Source organism: Salinisphaera shabanensis E1L3A, from assembly GCF_000215955.2.
Taxonomy (GTDB): Bacteria; Pseudomonadota; Gammaproteobacteria; order Nevskiales; family Salinisphaeraceae; genus Salinisphaera; species Salinisphaera shabanensis.
The window spans coordinates 44,053-60,279 of sequence record NZ_AFNV02000013.1 but is presented as its reverse complement, the minus strand read 5'-3'; the positions used below and the strand labels follow the sequence as shown (position 1 = coordinate 60,279).

Here is a 16,227-nt window from a genome sequence, read left to right as displayed (position 1 = left end):
CGGCATGTTTGAGCGACCGCCCACCGGACAGGCGGCCGTGATCGTGCATCTCGCGTTCGGCCTCGACGAATACGACGAGGCCGATCGCGAGTTTCATGAACTCGTGACATCGGCCGGCGGCGAGGTGCTTGCGCATGTTGGCGGCAGTCGACGTACGCCCGACCCGCGTTATTTCGTGGGTGGCGGCAAGGTCGACGAGATCGCCGAGCTTGTCGTCGAACACAGCGCCGAACTCGTGGTCTTCAATCACGATCTCTCGCCGAGCCAGGAGCGCAATCTCGAAAAGCGACTGAACGCGCGCGTGCTGGATCGGGCCGGTCTGATTCTCGATATCTTCGCCTCCCGAGCGCGCTCGCACGAGGGCAAGCTGCAGGTCGAGCTGGCCCAGCTTCAGCACCTGGCGACACGTTTGGTGCGCGGCTGGTCGCATCTGGAGCGCCAGAAGGGCGGTATCGGTTTGCGCGGCCCGGGTGAAACCCAGCTCGAGACCGATCGACGTCTGCTCAATGAGCGCATCAAGATGCTGCGCCAGCGTCTCGAGAAGGTCAGCGCACGGCGGGAACAGGGGCGTTCTGCGCGAAGGCGTGCCCGCACACCGATCGTGTCACTGGTGGGCTATACCAACGCCGGCAAGTCGACGTTGTTCAATCGGTTGACCGGCGAAGATATCTACGCGGCCGACCAGCTGTTCGCCACGCTCGATCCCACGCTACGGCGTATGGACGTTCCGGTGGGTGAGCCGTTGATCGTGGCCGACACCGTGGGGTTCATTCGCGATCTGCCACATGAACTGGTCGCCGCGTTCAAGGCGACGCTCGAGGAAACTCGGGAGGCCGATGTTCTGCTGCACGTTATCGATGCGGCGGATGTCGAGCGCCGCGCGCACGCACGCGAAGTCAATAACGTGTTGGACGAGATCGGCGCCGGCGAGGTGCCCCAGATCGAGGTCTTCAACAAGGTCGATCTCATCGAGGACGAATCCGCACGTATAGAAACAGATGCCCATGGCAGGCCGCTACGTGTGTGGTTGTCGGCGGCGAGTGGCGAAGGCGTGGACGATCTGCGCGCGGTGCTGGCTGATTTCTGCAACCCCGATATGATCGCGGGTGTGCTCAAGGTGCCAGCGGCGGCCGGGCGTTTGCGCTCGGCGTTGTTCGAGCTGGGTGTCGTGGATGACGAAAGCTACGATGACGACGGCGCGAGCCGACTCACGGTGACCGCATCGCAAAGCGATCTGGAGCGTATTGTGGCCCAGGCAGGGCTGGTTTTCGAAGACGTGCTCGTCGAGCGCCGCGCGGCGCGTATGGCCTCGTCAGGCCCGGCATCTTCAATGCCCACGTCTGCGTAGGAGTTACGACAGTTCAAGGGGCGCGGACTTGAACGCCTTCGATGTATGCGCCACAGGCGTTCGACAGGGGTACGGGGGGTCGATAGAATCGCGCTTTCGCCCGACGTCGGCGTTTAAACCCCCGTTCCAGTCGCGTGTGGTCACGCCGCGGTCTGTGTGCGCCTGGCAATGTAGAGGAAATAACAGATTTGCTCATGGCAAATGAACGATCGATAACGCGATCGCCCCGACGGGCGGCCCAGGCAATTTCAGCGCCAGCGCGCCAGGCCCTCGCCGGGCGTGCCGACGTAGCGCGCAATTGCGATCTGTACACGACTGAAACCGGAGCTTGCTGATATGGCCTGGAATGAGCCCGGCAAGGGTCAGGACCCCTGGGGTGGTGGCAACAAGAACAACGGCAGCGGCCCGCCCGATCTGGACCAGATCTGGCGCAAGTTCCGTGCGCGCATGTCCGGTAACAAGGGCGGCAGTGGCGGCCCCGAAAGCGGTGGCAGCGGCGGCGCGGGTGGTCCGAGCCCGGCGATCTTGTTGTTCATTATCCCGATCGCCCTGGTGATCTGGCTTGCGACCGGTCTGTATGTCGTGCAGCCGGGCGAAAAAGGCGTTGTCCTGCGGTTTGGCGACTATACCCAGACCCAGGGCCCGGGCTGGCACTGGCGTATCCCGTACCCGGTCGACCGCGTTTACAAGGTCGATACGCAGCAGGTGCGTCGCGCCAAGAACCGCGCGGTCATGCTGACCAAGGACGAGAACATCGTCGAGGTCGAAGTGGCCGTGCAATATCGCATCTCGGATGCGATGAACTACTTGTTTCAGCTGCGCGAACCGGATGCGACGGTCGAGCAGGTGCTGCGTTCCGCGGTGCGTGAAATCGTGGGCACCAGTCGCATGAATCAGGTGATCCAGGAAGGCGTACAGGTCGAGGAGCTCGAGGATCGTGCGTTGCAGAACGTCGATCTCAAGGAAGGCTCCGGTCAGCCAGCCGAAAAGGACGCGTTGCAGGGTGTCGACGACAAGCTGGTCGACGAGATCAAGGCGCAGCAGGAAAGCTATCCCGAGATCACCGATCGTTCGCGTGCCGCGCTGCCCGAGAACGTACGCAAGATCGTGCAGAGCACGTTGTCGAGCTACGATGCGGGTGTCGATGTCGTAGCGATCAACGTGCAGTACTCGCAGCCGCCCGAGCAGGTTCAGGGCGCGTTCGAAGAAGCGATCAAGGCACGAGAGGAAGAAGAGCGCAAGAAAAATATCGCGCGCGCCTACGCACGTGACATCGTGGCCCGCGCCCAGGGTGAGAAGGCTCGGATCATGCTGGATGCTCGCGGTTATCGCGAGCAGAAGACAGCACGCGCCAAGGGTGAAGCGCAGCGTTTCACCGATCTGCTCGCACAGTACGAGAAGGCGCCGGACGTGACCCGCGAACGCCTGTATCTCGAAACGATGGGCGACGTGTTGTCCAACGCCAACCTGATTCTGGCGGAGCAGGGCGGCAATGGGCCGATGATGTATCTGCCGCTGGAAAAGATGCTCAACGATTCGCGTCGTAATAAACAGGTCGAGAATGCGGCCAACGATGGCATGAACGGCAGCCAGGGTAGTGACAGCGGCAATAGCGCCGGCACGGCCGACAGCGGTTCGAACGACAACAGACCGTCGTCCACCAGCCGTTCGTCCGACAGTCTTCGCAGCCGGGACCGCAACTCATGAGCCCCAAGCATATTTTCGCGATCATCGTCGTTCTCATCATCGGCTATACCGCGCTCGACTCTGCCTTCATCGTCGACGAGCGTGAGCGCGTCGTGGTGGTCGAGCTGGGTGAGATCGTTGGCCAGAACTACGAGCCGGGACTGCATTTCAAGATTCCGTTCATTCAGACCGTGCATTCCTTCGATCGTCGTGTCATGACGTTCACCGAGGAGATCGAGCGCGTGCTGACCTCGGAGAACAAGAACCTCGCGGTCGACTTCTATGTGAAGTGGCGGATCAACGATACCGTCGACTATTATCTGTCGACGCAGGGTCAGGAGCAGCGCACGCGCGACCTGCTGACTGAAATCGTCGAGAACGATCTGCTGGCTGAATTCTCCAAGCGCACGATTCGTCAGGCGGTGGGCGACGATCGCAACGAAATCGTCGCGGCGGTCCAGGTTCAGGCCAATCAGGACGCCAAGGAACTCGGCGTCGAGATCGAGGATGTACGCATCATGCGTCTCGATCTGCCGGAAGAAGTCAGCGAGTCCGTTTACGAGCGTATGCGCTCGGAGCGTCAGGAAGTCATTCGTACATTACGCGCCCAGGGTGACGCGGCGGCCCAGGAGATTCGTTCGGACGCCGAGCGCGAACGCACGATCATCCTGGCCGATGCCTACAGCCAGGGTCAGGTGATTCGTGGTGAGGGCGATGCACGTGCCGCAGAACTCTATGCCAATGCGTATCAGGCGAATCCGACGTTCTACAGCTTCTATCGGAGTCTGCAGCTCTATCGTGATGCGTTGGGCAGCGACGATCTGATGCTATTGCGTCCGGACGGCCAGCTGTTCCGCTACTTCAACCCGAGCGCGTCGAACGCCGCTTCGAGCCCGTAGCCGCTGGCATGTGGCCGGACTTGTTGCGCGCGCTGGCGCTGGTGCTGGTGATAGAAGGCTTGATGCCATTTCTCGCTCCCGAGCGCTGGCGTGAGATGATGTTGCGGCTGTCGGATGTCGACGGCCGCAGCCTGCGCGTGTTCGGCGGGGTGCTCATCGGTTTGGGCGCGGTGCTACTGCAATTCATTCACTGATTTAAAGACGTCGAAACGCGATGCAATCCAACCGCTGGCTTCTGCCCGAGGGCGTACAGGAAATGGTGCCGCCGGAGTCGTGGCGCCTCGAATCCGCCCGCCGACAACTCCTCGATCTGTACTGGCGCTGGGGCTACGACCTCATCCGGCCACCGCTGATCGAATATCTCGACTCGCTGCTGACCGGCGCAGGTCATGAGCTCGACCTGCAGACCTTCAAGCTCACCGATCAGCTCAATGGCCGCATGATGGGTGTCCGCTCGGACATGACCACGCAGGCCACGCGTATCGATGCGCATCGTCTGGCGGCGACGGGCCCGGCCCGCTACTGCTATATCGGCAGCATTCTGCGTACGCGCCCAGAAGAACCGGGCGGTTCGCGTCAGCCGCTGCAGGTCGGCGCAGAAAAATTCGGCGATGCGCATATCGACAGCGATCTGGAAATCGTGTCGCTCATGCTCGAAACGCTCGGCCTGATGGGTATCGATAATGCCTGCTTGGATCTGGGCCATGTCGCGATCTATCGACGCCTGGTCGCGCACGCAGAAATGCCGAGCGATCTCGAGCCCCAGCTTTTCGATGTGGTGCAGCGCAAGTCGCGGCCGGATCTTGATGCGCTGGCCGCGTCCGGCCGGCTCGACGCGCAGAGCCATGCACGTTTCAGTCATCTGATCGAGCTCAACGGCGCGCCCAGTGTCCTTGCCGACGCGCGGGATGCGCTTGCCGGAATTGACCCCGGTATCGACGCCGCGCTCGATCGGCTGGGCGAAATGATCGAACTGCTCGCCAACCATTATCCGCAGGTGCCGCTGTTTCTCGATCTGGCCGAGCTGCGTGGCTACCGGTACAAGACCGGTCTGCTATATGCCGCCTTTGCGCCGGGGCTCGGCCGCGAGCTGGCCCGCGGCGGGCGCTACGACAACGTCGGTACAGCCTTTGGCCGGCCACGGCCGGCCACCGGTTTTTCGGCCGACCTCAACCTGCTGGCGGCGCTCGGGCATTTCGACGGTGGCGTTCAGGGCGGTGCGATTCATGCGCCGGCCGGCAGCGATCCCGAACTGCTCGCCAGCGTGCGTCGCCTGCGCGCGACCGGCGAACGCGTCATTGTTGCCACCCCCGATACGGGCGATGCCATCGACGATGGCTGTGATCGCACACTCGAATATATCGACGGCCGCTGGGACGTGCGGCCGCTGTCTTCAACGACCTCCCCGAGCAAGGATTAGTCATGGGCAAACGTGTCATCGTCATCGGCAGCCAGTGGGGCGACGAAGGCAAGGGCAAGATCGTCGATCTGCTTACCGACCGCACGCGTCACGTGGTTCGCTTTCAAGGTGGGCATAACGCCGGTCACACGTTGGTAATCAACGGTGAGAAAACGGTGCTGCACCTGATTCCCTCAGGCATTCTGCATGACGGCGTCACCTGTCACATCGGCAACGGCGTGGTGCTTTCCCCTGAGGCCTTGATGGAGGAAATGGCCACGCTCGAGGCGCGCGGTGTGCCGGTGCGCAGCCGCTTGCGCATCAGCCCGGCCTGCCCGTTGATCCTGCCCAGCCATATTGCCCTGGACAAGGCGCGCGAAGCCGCGCGCGGCAAGACCGCGATCGGTACCACCGGGCGCGGTATCGGCCCGGCGTACGAAGATAAGGTGGCCCGGCGTGCCATCCGTGTGGGGGATCTGTTCCGGCGCGAGATGCTGGCCTCCAAGCTCGGCGAAGCGCTGGATTTCCACAACTTCGTGCTCAAGAACTACTTCAACGTGGCGCCGGTGGATTTTCAGGCCACGCTCGACGATTGCCTGCGCTTCGCCGAGGAAATGACACCGATGGTGGCCGACGTCGCCGAATTGCTGCGCCAAGCCTATGTGGCCGACGAATCGATCCTGTTCGAAGGTGCTCAGGGCGCGCTGCTCGATGTGGATCACGGCACTTATCCGTATGTCACGTCGTCGAACACCACCGCGGGCGGAGCGGCCACGGGCACCGGTGTGGGCCCGGTCTATTTCGACTATGTGATGGGCGTGGTCAAGGCGTACACCACGCGTGTGGGCTCTGGCCCGTTCCCGACCGAGCTCGACGATGCCAACGGTCGGCATCTTGCCTCCAAGGGCGCGGAGTTCGGTGCGACGACCGGCCGTGCACGCCGTTGCGGTTGGTTCGATGCCGTAGGCCTGCGCCGCGCAGCGTTTAATAACAGCCTGTCCGGTTTGTGCATCACCAAGCTGGATGTGCTCGATGGCCTGGACGCGATCCAGCTGTGTACCGGCTATCGCTGCGATGACCAAATCATCACGGTGCCGCCGCTGGGCGCCGATGCGCTCTCGCGCTGCGAACCGGTCTACGAGGAAATGCCGGGCTGGAAAGAGTCCACTGTGGGCGTGCGCGAGTACGACCAGCTGCCGCAAGCCGCCCGCAACTATCTTGACCGTCTGACCGAAATCGTCGGTACGCCGATAGACGTCGTTTCCACTGGTCCGGATCGTGCGGATACGATCGTGTTGCGCGATCCGTTCGCCAGCTAGGTATGGCTATTTGCTGCGGCTGCTGATGATGGCGGCCGCAGTATTAAAACGCATTTAAGCGCGCTGGTCTCAGCTGCACAACCTGAACAGGCATAAAAAAAGCCGCGCTCTCGAGCGCAGCTTTCGATCGATTCGCGGTCGGATATACCGTATCGCGAGTCTTTAATTCGAGCTTGGTGCCCAGGAGAGGACTTGAACCTCCACGACCTTTCGGTCACTAGCACCTGAAGCTAGCGCGTCTACCAATTCCGCCACCTGGGCCCGAAGAGCGCGCAATTTAGCGATTGCCCCGGCGCTTGTCAATCACCGTAATCAATCGTTGCTTGTGCATGCGCGCAGTTGCGGTATCGTGCGCGGATATGGAGCAAAATATTGAATAAGAAAACGAGCGGTAGCGCCGACTGGCGCGACCGCGATCCGCAGTTCAAACACGAAAAAGGCAGTTACGCCAAACCGGTGCCAAGCCGCCAGCTTGTGCTCGACGACCTGGCCGATGCCGGCCGGCCAATGACCTGGGCCGAGCTTACCGAGCTTTATGCGTTGACCGACGACGCCGCCGAGGCGTTCGAGCACCGCCTGCGCGCCATGTTGCGCGACGGCCAGTTGCTGGAAAATCGACGCGGCGCGCTGGGCCCGCTCGACAAGATGGATCTTGTCCGTGGGCGCGTACAGGGCCATCGGGACGGCTTCGGCTTTCTCATCCCCGATGACGGCGAGCAGGACGACGTCTTTCTCAACCCGCGTCAGATGCGCCTGCTCATGCACGGTGATCGTGCGGTCGTACGTATCGTCGGGCGCGACCATCGCGGTCGCCGCGAAGGCCGTATTGCCGAGGTGCTCGAGCGCGTCAACGAAAGCGTGGTCGGCCGGTTTGTCGAAGAGCGCGGCGTATGTCACGTCGTGCCCGATAACGCCCGTATCGCCCACGATATCCGTGTGCCGGACGCCGACCGCAACGGCGCCGAACATAATCAGATGGTGACCGTGCGTATCGTCGAGCCGCCGTCCAAGCGCGTGCAGCCGATTGGCGCGGTGGTGGAAGTGCTGGGCGATCGAATGGCGCCCGGCATGGAGATCGATATCGCCATGCGCTCGCACGCCATTCCGTATGAGTGGCCGAGCGAAGCGCTCTCGGAAGCCGAGGCATTCGGCGATGCCGTCGCCGAGGCCGACAAGAAAGGGCGCACCGACCTGCGTGATCTGCCGCTGGTCACCATCGACGGCGCCGATGCGCGTGATTTCGACGACGCGGTTTATGCGCGCAAGACGCCTCGCGGTTGGCGCCTGTGGGTCGCGATCGCCGATGTCTCCACCTACGTCAAGCCGGGCTCGGCCTTGGACGAAGAAGCCCAGCGCCGCGCGACGTCGGTCTATTTCCCCGATCATGTCGTGCCGATGCTGCCCGAGGCCTTGTCCAACGGGCTGTGTTCGCTCAACCCCGATGTCGACCGTTTGGCACTGGTCTGCGAGATGCGTCTCGACAAACAGGGCCGCATGCGCTCGAGCCGGTTTTATTCGGCGGTGATTCGTTCCCATGCGCGTTTGCTCTACGAGCAGGTGGCCGACTGGCTCGAAAACCCGGAGAACATGCCGGAACGCTATCGCGATCTGGCCAAGCCGCTGGCTAATCTGAATGGTCTCTATGAGGCGTTGCTCGCCGAGCGCCGCGAGCGGGGCGCGATCGAGTTCGAAACCACGGCGACACGCATCATTTTCAACGAGGATCGTAAGATCCAGCGCATCGTGCCGACCGAGCGCAATGTCGCGCACAAGATCATCGAGGAATGCATGATCGCGGCGAACGTCGCCACGGCCACGCATCTGTCGAAAAAACGCATGCCGCTACTTTACCGCGTGCATAGCGGCCCTGCTGCGGATGCGCTTGAAGACTTGCGTGCCTTTCTTGCCGAGCGCGGCTTGTCCTTGCCGGGCGGTAGCGATCCGCAGGCGGCCGACTACGCGACCTTGCTGGCCTCGGTAGCCGATCGCAGCGATGCGCACCTGATTCAGACGGTGATGCTGCGCAGCCTCTCGCGTGCGGTCTATACCCCGCATAACGATGGCCATTTCGGCCTGGCGCTGGAAAACTATGCCCATTTCACGTCGCCGATTCGTCGCTATCCGGATCTGCTGGCGCATCGGGCGATCAAACATCTGGAAGCGCGCGGCAAGCCCAAGACCTTTGACTACGACATCGGCGCCATGGAAAGTCTCGGCACCGTGTGTTCGGAAGCGGAAAAACGTGCCGACGATGCCACCCGCGATGTCGACGACTGGCTCAAGTGCGAATACATGAGCGACTCGTTGGGTCAGACGTTCGAGGGCACGGTCACTGGTGTGACCGCGTTCGGGTTGTTCGTCGAACTCGACGGCATCTACGCCACGGGCCTGGTGCATGTTTCCAGCTTGTCGAACGACTATTACCATTTCGATGCCCAGTCGCGCTGTCTGCGCGGTGAGCGTTCAGGCGTGGTACACCGATTGGCCGACAAAATGAAAGTCAAGGTTGCGCGAGTCGATCTCGACGAGCGCAAGATCGATTTCGAACTGGTCGAGCCGGATAGCGCGGCCAGCAAACGCGGCAAACCGGCGTCCAAGCCCAATGCCGGCAAGTCCGACAAGAGCAAGTCGTCTGGCAAGTCGCGCCGTCAAAGTAAGCGAGGTAAACGTTGATGAACCGGTCCATGACCCGAAAGAATTCCGCAATCATGTTGGTCGCACTGTTGTGCACGGCCCTGTTCGTGACCGCTTGTGCAGGCGATCCGAACCGCAAGACCAAGATTGGCGCCGGTGTGGGCGCTGTGCTGGGCGGAATCGCCGGCTCGCAGCTGGGTGACAAGTCCGGCACCAACGCCGCGATCGGCGCTGCGGTCGGTGCGCTGGCCGGCGGCGCGACCGGTCGGTATATGGATAACCAGAAAAAAGAACTCGACCAGAAGCTGTCGGCCGAGCAGGCACGCGACATGCTCGATGTCACCCGTCTCGATGGCGATGCGCTCAAGATCGGTGTGGCCAGCGATGCCTCGTTCGCGGTCGATAGCTCGACGTTGTCGGGCAATGCCCAGACGACGTTCAACAAGATCGCCGAAACCCTGAAAGACTATGACAAGACCGCGATTCACGTGGTGGGTCATACCGACAGCACCGGCAGCGAGCAGTACAACATGAAGCTCTCGCAGCAGCGCGCTCAGGCTGTGGCGCAGTTCCTGACCGGTCGCGGCGTCGATTCCCAGCGCGTGTTGACGTGGGGCCGCGGCGAATCGCAACCGATTGCGACCAACGACACCGAGGCCGGCCGTGCCGAGAATCGTCGTGTGGACGTCGTGATCAAGCCGATCGTGGAAGGCCAGGAATCGCAGGCCTTCTCCGAGCCGCCGTATCTGGGCTCGTAATCGAATCGGATTGGCTGGTGCCCGTGATTGAAGAAGCCCGGTACTGCCGGGCTTCTTCAGTTCTGGCCTGAGTTTGTTGAATCGTGACGAAGAGGGTGGCCGGATGACGGACGCGCAGGACCAGGGTTTGATCGGTGGCTTTCACGCGGTGATGAGCGCGCTCGAAAAAGAGCGCGCCTTGAAATGCATCTGGCTGGCCAGCGGGCGCCGGGACGGTCGCGCGGATGCATTGCGACAGGCTGCCGGTGCGCGTGGTGTGGCGATTGCAAGCGCCGACATGGGCAAGCTGGATGCGATGCTGCCAAACGTACGACATCAGGGCTGTATCGCCGAACAGGCGCTCGCACAGGAACAACGCGAATCCGATCTGCCGGCGCTGCTGGCCAGCGTCGAGCGCCCCTGGGTGCTCGCCCTCGACCAGGTTCAGGATCCGCACAACCTCGGCGCCTGTCTACGCAGCGCGGCCGCAGCCGGGGTCACTGCCGTGATTGCACCGCGCAAACGCGCAGCTGGATTGACCGCTGCGGTGCGCAAGGTCGCCGCCGGCGCGGCAGAGCGGGTCGCCTTCGTGCCGGTTACCAACCTCACGCGCGCGATCGCGCGTTTGCAGGAAGAGGGCTTCTGGGCTGTCGGCCTCGACGGCGAAGCCGACCATTCTCTTTATGACGAAGCGCTGCCGGAGCGCCTCGTGCTGGTGGCCGGCGGGGAAGAGAAAGGCATTCGCGAACTCACCGCCCGTCAGTGCGATGCTTTGGTTTCGATTCCCATGGCAGGGGATGTGGAAAGTCTGAACGTATCGGTGGCGACCGGCGTCGCCCTGTTCGAAGCGCTGCGCCAGCGCCGCGCCATATCAAAGGTCTGATATCCGCGAGGCCCCGCGTTGCGTTAGGCGGGCCAAGCCCTTAGACTACCGCGCCTCGCGGCGTTCTCGCCGCAGTCCTTGCTCCACGGCAGATCGAAGTCGATCGTACCGGGGGCTGCAACCCGAAAGGAAACACAATGCGACACTATGAAATCGTGTTTCTGGTTCATCCGGACCAGAGCGAACAAGTGCCGGCGATGGTTGAAAAATATCGCGGCATGATCGAAAACGATGGCGGTACGATTCATCGTCATGAAGACTGGGGCCGTCGTCAGCTGGCCTACCCGATCACCAAGATCCATAAGGCGCATTACGTTCTGATGAACGTCGAGTGCTCGCAGGCGGCCCGTGAGGAACTCGAAGACGCGTTCCGTTTCAACGACGCCGTGTTGCGTCATCTGGTGATCGCCCGTCATAAGGCCGATACCGACCCGTCACCGCTTGCCAAGAACGCCGAAGATCGCGGCGAACGCAAGCCTGCTGCCAACGCCAGCTAAGGAGTTTCGAACATGGCCCGTTTTTTCCGTCGCCGTCGCTTTTGTAAATTCACCGCCGAAGGCGTAGAGGAAATCGATTACAAGGATATCGAGACCCTCAAGCAGTACGTCACCGAAACCGGCAAGATCGTTCCCAGTCGTATCACCGGTACCGCAGCGCGCTATCAGCGCCAGCTGTCCACCGCGGTCAAGCGTGCGCGTTTCCTCGCGCTGCTGCCGTACACCGATCGGCATTCGTCCTAGGAGGCACCCGTGGAAGTCATTCTGCTACAGAAAGTCCGCAACCTCGGCGACCTGGGCGATACCGTCAGCGTTCGTCCGGGTTACGGCCGTAACTACCTGATGCCGCGTGGCATTGCGCTGCCGGCCACCAAGGCCAACCTGGCTGTCTTCGAAGAGCGTCGCTCCGAGTTGCAGGCCGCGTCCCAAGAGCGTGAAGACCGGGCCCAGGCGCGTGCCGATCAGCTCAAGGGCAAGGAATACGTCATTGCCATGCGTGCGAGTGACGAAGGCAAGCTCTTCGGCTCGGTTGGCCCGCAGGAAATCTCGGACGCCATCACGGAAGACGGCGTCGAGGTCAATCCGAAGGAAGTCACACTTACGGAAGGCACCATTCGTGTCGTCGGTGAGTACACGGCGCTTCTGCAGTTGCATGCCGAGGTCGAGGTCGAGGTCACCGTGATCGTCGCCCAGAAGACCGACATGGGCATCAACATGCCGCCGCGTCGTGCGGCTGATGAAGCCGCCGAAGATGCCGATCTGGATGCGAGCGCCGACGAAATGGAAGGCGAACGTGTTGAAGATGCCGGCGAGCCGGCTGACGAAACCGGTACCGAAGCCGATGCGCCGCTGGGCGAGCGCGAAGACTGATCGCAGCGATCAGTCGAGGCATTCTGTGCCTGATCGAAAACGCCGCCCTTGGGCGGCGTTTTTTTTGGTCGGTGCCTTGCGTAAACTCCAGCTTCACTCTCGCCGCGCGCGCGCCGGCGAGTCTTTCTTCGTTAGCGTAAACAGGCGATAAGCCATGGCCGAAGCCAAGCTGCCCCCGCATTCCATCGAGGCCGAACAATCGGTGATCGGCGGATTGTTGCTGTCCGAGCGCGCCTGGGACGAGGTCGCCGGGCGTATCAACGAAGAGGATTTCTATCGCGAAGACCATCGTCTGCTGTTTCGCGGCCTGGCAGACCTGGCCGATACCGGTCAGCCGCGCGATCTGGTCACGTTGACCGAATGGCTGCGTAGCCGTGGTCTGCTCGACAAGGCCGGTGGTGCGAGCTATCTCGGCAATCTCGCAGCGGATATCCCTGGGGCGGCCAATATCAGGGCGTACGCAGACATCGTTCGCGAACGATCGATCATGCGTCAGCTGATACGCGCCGGCGACATGATTACCGGTATGGGTTTTGATACCCAGGGGCTGACTGCGGCCGATCTGCTTGAGTCGGCCGAGAAGGAAATTTTCGCAATCGCCGAGCGAGGGCGTCGTGGCGGCGAAGGCCCCCAGGGTTTGAACTCGATTCTCACCAAGGCGGTCAATCGGATCGAGAAGCTTGTCGCCAACGAGGGCTCCTTCTCGGGGCTGCCGACCGGACTGCATAACTTCGACAAAATGACCAACGGCCTACAGCCCGCCGATCTGTTGATCCTGGCCGGGCGTCCATCGATGGGCAAGACCAGTTTCGCGATGAACATCGTCGAGAATGTGGCCATCAAGGAGAAGGTGCCGGTGGCCGTGTTTTCACTGGAAATGTCGGCCGAGCAGCTGGTGATTCGTATGATTTCGTCCTGGGGGCGTATCGATCAAACACGTCTGCGCTCGGGCCAGCTCACCGAAGACGACTGGCCCAAGATCACCTCGGCGATTGGCATCATGAACGAGAATGCGCGGCTGTTCATCGATGACACGCCGGCGTTGTCACCATCCGAGTTGCGCGCTCGCGCGCGGCGTCTCAAGCGTGAGCATGATATCGGCCTGGTCATGGTCGACTATCTGCAGCTCATGCAGGTGCCGGGCACGAGTGAAAACCGAACCAACGAAATCTCCGAGATCTCGCGCTCGCTCAAGGCGCTGGCCAAGGAGCTGGACGTACCGGTGATCGCGTTGTCTCAGCTCAACCGTCAGGTCGAGCAGCGCGACAACAAGCGTCCACGCATGTCGGATCTGCGTGAATCGGGTGGTATCGAGCAGGACGCCGACGTGATCATGTTCGTCTACCGCGACGAGGTCTACAACGAGGATACGGCCGACAAGGGTGTGGCGGAGATCATTATTGGCAAGCAGCGTAATGGCCCGCTGGGCACCGCGCGCACCGCATTCTTGTCGCACTTCACGCGCTTCGAGAACCTCCAGGAACACTACGACGACGATTTCATGGAATGATGATGCTTCTCGATTCGAACAAAGCCACGTCATGATTCGGGCCCGCGCGATAATCGATCGCGATGCGCTTGCGCACAACCTCTCGCGTGTACGTGCGCTCGCGCCGCACAGCCGCGTGTATGCCGCGGTCAAGGCCGACGGATACGGCCACGGCGCGGTGACCGTGGCCGGCGCGCTCGCGGCGGCAGACGGCTTTGCCGTATCCAGTCTCGATGAAGCGTTGCAGCTGCGCTGGGCCGGTATCGACAAGCCGGTGGCCATGCTCTCGCAGCAGCTCGATGCCACCGTCTGCGAGCAGGCGGGCGAATATGGCCTCGAGCCCGTCGTATTCCACGAAACCCAGATCGAAGCGCTGGAACGCTATGTCGGCCCGGCGCTCAAGATATGGGTGAAGCTCGATAGCGGCATGCATCGGCTGGGCTTTGCGCCGGACCGGGTGGATGCGATTGTGACCCGTCTGGCGGCGCTCGAACGTATCGAGATCAATGGCTGGCTGACTCATCTGGCCTGCGCCGATGATCCGTCGCGCCCCGAGACCCAGGCCCAGCTCGATGTGTTTGCGCAGGTCACCGCAGGCCGTCCCGGACTGCGCTCGATTGCCAATTCCGCCGGCGTACTGGGCTGGCCGGCTGCGCACGCGGATGTCGTGCGGCCCGGCATCATGCTCTACGGCAGTTCGCCGATGAGCGATCGCGATGCATCCAGCTACGACCTCAAACCGGCCATGCATTTGAGTGCGCCGCTAATCGCCCGCAACCCTATCGCTGCGGGGGAGACTATCGGTTACGGTGCGACCTGGCGTACGCCAGAGGCGATGGACATCGGCGTGATCGGCATTGGCTATGGTGATGGCTATCCGCGCCATGCGCCGTCGGGTACACCGGTGCTCATCGACGGTGTGCGTGTGCCGCTGGTCGGGCGTGTTTCGATGGATATGATCACCGTCGATCTGCGCAATGCGCCGAATGCCAAGGTCGGCGACCGGGCGACGCTCTGGGGCGGCGGCCTCGACCCGGACGAGGTCGCCCGGCATGCCGATACGATTGCCTATGAGCTGTTTTGTCGGCTGACGCCTCGGGTACGGTTTGAGGTGATTTGAGCTAGTCGGCTGCGGTGCTTGGCTATGAGGCATTTTTCGCATGTTGTGTGGCGAACCTCAGTACGAAACCCCAAGCCCAAATGAGCCTTAGCGTTTATCGAGCCTCCAGTTCCAAGGCCGCGAGGTTCGACGCTAGAGCGCTGCGCACGCCGCGACTATATCAACGCAAATCCCAAGCTACGGCTCAACGCAGACTAATCGGACTCCGACCGCGTTCTTCGCGTTTCGCCCGACCGCGTTCGCGGCGGCGTTGGTCGAGCGCTCCGGGCGTGAGATGTTCGTGGAAGAACGCGATCTGGTCGGCGCTGGACTGGCGAAAGCCGGCGCCGCGGTAGATATCGAAATGGCCGATCTTGTAATGGCGCTCGCGGCCGTAATCGCCGGCGTGCTGCACAGTCGCCTCGGCGGCCCAGGGCGGGGCCACGCTGTCCTCGTCGCAGATCTGGATCAGCGCCGGACAGGGAAGCCGATTGGCGCGTTTGCCGGGCCGATAGAATGCGAGCGTGAGTGCAAAACGTGCGGCGATTTCGTTGCGCCAGTCGTCCGGCGTGATCGCCATATAGCCGTCGTATGCGTCCGCGCTGCTCATGGCTGCCAGTGTGCCCGGCCGGCCGACGATCGGAATCATGTACGGATCGGCGCCGGCGAGGTTGTTGATTGCGTCGCGAATGCCGGCCCAGGTGAGCTTGAGCAGCTGCACGATGCCGGCATAGGACGCGAGGTTGGTCACAGCGGTCAGACCATCCATCATCGGCCCCTGGGCGGTAACCGCGGCCACTTGCCCGTCGCGCGCGGCCGCGGCGATGACGTGGCCGCCCGAAAACGAACTGCCCCATAGCGCGATGCGCTCGGGATCGACGTCTTCCTGACGTCGGGCAACGGCAATCGCAATCTTCCAGTCGTATAGCTGGCTACGCACCGAGAGCAGCTGCCGGGGCTCGCCGTCGCTGGCGCCAAAGTGGCGGTAGTCGAACAGGAATACGGCAAGACCGGCGCTCGCAAAGCGCTCGGCATAGGGTTCCAGCCCGGCGTCGCGGGTGCCGCCGAGACCGTGAGCCATCACGACACACGGCACGCCTTCCGCTGTTCGAAGGGCATCGGTACGCGCGGGATAGAACCAGGCACGGCAGGTGGTACTGCGGCTTATGAAATCGATATCCAGGCGTTCGTGCATCGAAACCTCTCTGCATGGCGCGCGCGAAGAACACAAACCGCTCGCGACGCGTGCATCCGTTGAAAGCAGGCCCTAGTATGCCGGTTTGTTTTCGGGCGTCGGAAGTCTGTTCAGACTTCGCGACAAGGGATTCGTGCGATTAAGCATCGCGCACCGCGCGGATCGGAACGCT

Annotated in this window: 14 protein-coding genes, 1 tRNA gene and 1 pseudogene; 14 read left to right on the top strand and 2 right to left on the bottom strand. The window is 62.3% G+C overall.

Annotated elements, in window-relative coordinates; all coding sequences use genetic code 11:
- Positions 1 to 4 precede the first annotated feature (4 nt).
- The 6 genes from hflX (at position 5) to SSPSH_RS09640 (ending at position 6,651) form a co-directional block, all read left to right on the top strand.
- Positions 5 to 1,348, top strand: a complete 1,344-nt coding sequence (gene hflX, locus SSPSH_RS09665) for a ribosome rescue GTPase HflX (RefSeq protein WP_006914311.1) — start codon at positions 5 to 7, stop codon at positions 1,346 to 1,348.
- Positions 1,349 to 1,684: 336 nt separating this feature from the next.
- Entirely contained in the window at positions 1,685 to 3,055 is a 1,371-nt protein-coding gene (gene hflK / locus SSPSH_RS09660; protein ID WP_006914312.1) for a protease modulator HflK, read from the top strand.
- Positions 3,052 to 3,933, top strand: a complete 882-nt coding sequence (gene hflC / locus SSPSH_RS09655; protein ID WP_006914313.1) for a protease modulator HflC — start codon at positions 3,052 to 3,054, stop codon at positions 3,931 to 3,933. The genes hflK and hflC overlap by 4 nt, the downstream gene beginning before the upstream one ends.
- 8 nt (positions 3,934 to 3,941) lie before the next feature.
- On the top strand, positions 3,942 to 4,127 hold the full coding sequence (locus tag SSPSH_RS09650; protein WP_006914314.1) for a DUF2065 domain-containing protein: 186 nt from the start codon (positions 3,942 to 3,944) through the stop codon (positions 4,125 to 4,127).
- A 20-nt stretch (positions 4,128 to 4,147) separates the two neighbouring features.
- The gene (locus SSPSH_RS09645) at positions 4,148 to 5,353 is read left to right on the top strand and encodes an ATP phosphoribosyltransferase regulatory subunit (RefSeq protein ID WP_006914315.1); all 1,206 of its coding nucleotides are present in this window, start codon (positions 4,148 to 4,150) and stop codon (positions 5,351 to 5,353) included.
- A gap of 2 nt (positions 5,354 to 5,355) precedes the next feature.
- Positions 5,356 to 6,651 (top strand): adenylosuccinate synthase, encoded by a 1,296-nt coding sequence (locus tag SSPSH_RS09640; RefSeq protein WP_006914316.1) that lies wholly within the window; start codon positions 5,356 to 5,358, stop codon positions 6,649 to 6,651.
- Positions 6,652 to 6,825: 174 nt separating this feature from the next.
- Here SSPSH_RS09640 and SSPSH_RS09635 read toward each other — a convergent pair.
- Positions 6,826 to 6,912, bottom strand: a tRNA-Leu gene (locus SSPSH_RS09635).
- Between the two features lie 111 nt (positions 6,913 to 7,023).
- Between SSPSH_RS09635 and rnr the strand changes: the two genes are divergently transcribed.
- The 8 genes and pseudogenes from rnr to alr all read left to right on the top strand — a co-directional run bounded on the left by rnr (position 7,024) and on the right by alr (position 14,881).
- Positions 7,024 to 9,324, top strand: a complete 2,301-nt coding sequence (gene rnr / locus SSPSH_RS09630; protein WP_006914317.1) for a ribonuclease R — start codon at positions 7,024 to 7,026, stop codon at positions 9,322 to 9,324.
- Positions 9,325 to 9,335: 11 nt separating this feature from the next.
- Positions 9,336 to 10,043, top strand: a complete 708-nt coding sequence (locus tag SSPSH_RS09625; RefSeq protein WP_040607906.1) for a YiaD family glycine zipper/OmpA-like lipoprotein — start codon at positions 9,336 to 9,338, stop codon at positions 10,041 to 10,043.
- Between the two features lie 103 nt (positions 10,044 to 10,146).
- Positions 10,147 to 10,905, top strand: a complete 759-nt coding sequence (rlmB, locus tag SSPSH_RS09620; RefSeq protein WP_006914319.1) for a 23S rRNA (guanosine(2251)-2'-O)-methyltransferase RlmB — start codon at positions 10,147 to 10,149, stop codon at positions 10,903 to 10,905.
- Positions 10,906 to 11,042: 137 nt separating this feature from the next.
- Positions 11,043 to 11,402, top strand: coding sequence for a 30S ribosomal protein S6 (gene rpsF / locus SSPSH_RS09615; RefSeq protein ID WP_006914320.1), 360 nt, complete (start codon positions 11,043 to 11,045; stop codon positions 11,400 to 11,402).
- 12 nt (positions 11,403 to 11,414) lie between these two features.
- Positions 11,415 to 11,645, top strand: coding sequence for a 30S ribosomal protein S18 (gene rpsR, locus SSPSH_RS09610; protein WP_006914321.1), 231 nt, complete (start codon positions 11,415 to 11,417; stop codon positions 11,643 to 11,645).
- A 9-nt stretch (positions 11,646 to 11,654) separates the two neighbouring features.
- Positions 11,655 to 12,089 (top strand): annotated as a pseudogene (gene rplI / locus SSPSH_RS09605) (50S ribosomal protein L9); the annotation flags it as partial.
- Positions 12,090 to 12,426: 337 nt separating this feature from the next.
- A complete protein-coding gene (gene dnaB, locus SSPSH_RS09600) occupies positions 12,427 to 13,782 on the top strand; it encodes a replicative DNA helicase (protein WP_006914323.1) in 1,356 nt (451 codons plus the stop codon).
- 31 nt (positions 13,783 to 13,813) lie between these two features.
- Entirely contained in the window at positions 13,814 to 14,881 is a 1,068-nt protein-coding gene (alr, locus tag SSPSH_RS09595) for an alanine racemase (protein ID WP_006914324.1), read from the top strand.
- Between the two features lie 184 nt (positions 14,882 to 15,065).
- Here the strand turns inward: alr and SSPSH_RS09590 are convergent, their stop codons facing one another.
- The gene (locus SSPSH_RS09590; RefSeq protein WP_006914325.1) at positions 15,066 to 16,055 is read right to left on the bottom strand and encodes an alpha/beta hydrolase; all 990 of its coding nucleotides are present in this window, start codon (positions 16,053 to 16,055) and stop codon (positions 15,066 to 15,068) included.
- Between the last annotated feature and the right edge of the window lie 172 nt (positions 16,056 to 16,227).

What these genes read in the sequence shown, in the direction of transcription:
- hflX (WP_006914311.1), top strand. Translation starts at nt 5, where the DNA reads ATGTTTGAGCGACCGCCCACCGGACAGGCGGCCGTGATCGTGCATCTC.
- hflK (WP_006914312.1), top strand. Translation starts at nt 1,685, where the DNA reads ATGGCCTGGAATGAGCCCGGCAAGGGTCAGGACCCCTGGGGTGGTGGC.
- hflC (WP_006914313.1), top strand. Translation starts at nt 3,052, where the DNA reads ATGAGCCCCAAGCATATTTTCGCGATCATCGTCGTTCTCATCATCGGC.
- SSPSH_RS09650 (WP_006914314.1), top strand. Translation starts at nt 3,942, where the DNA reads ATGTGGCCGGACTTGTTGCGCGCGCTGGCGCTGGTGCTGGTGATAGAA.
- SSPSH_RS09645 (WP_006914315.1), top strand. Translation starts at nt 4,148, where the DNA reads ATGCAATCCAACCGCTGGCTTCTGCCCGAGGGCGTACAGGAAATGGTG.
- SSPSH_RS09640 (WP_006914316.1), top strand. Translation starts at nt 5,356, where the DNA reads ATGGGCAAACGTGTCATCGTCATCGGCAGCCAGTGGGGCGACGAAGGC.
- SSPSH_RS09625 (WP_040607906.1), top strand. Translation starts at nt 9,336, where the DNA reads ATGACCCGAAAGAATTCCGCAATCATGTTGGTCGCACTGTTGTGCACG.
- rlmB (WP_006914319.1), top strand. Translation starts at nt 10,147, where the DNA reads ATGACGGACGCGCAGGACCAGGGTTTGATCGGTGGCTTTCACGCGGTG.
- rpsF (WP_006914320.1), top strand. Translation starts at nt 11,043, where the DNA reads ATGCGACACTATGAAATCGTGTTTCTGGTTCATCCGGACCAGAGCGAA.
- rpsR (WP_006914321.1), top strand. Translation starts at nt 11,415, where the DNA reads ATGGCCCGTTTTTTCCGTCGCCGTCGCTTTTGTAAATTCACCGCCGAA.
- dnaB (WP_006914323.1), top strand. Translation starts at nt 12,427, where the DNA reads ATGGCCGAAGCCAAGCTGCCCCCGCATTCCATCGAGGCCGAACAATCG.
- alr (WP_006914324.1), top strand. Translation starts at nt 13,814, where the DNA reads ATGATTCGGGCCCGCGCGATAATCGATCGCGATGCGCTTGCGCACAAC.
- SSPSH_RS09590 (WP_006914325.1), bottom strand. Translation starts at nt 16,055, where the DNA reads ATGCACGAACGCCTGGATATCGATTTCATAAGCCGCAGTACCACCTGC.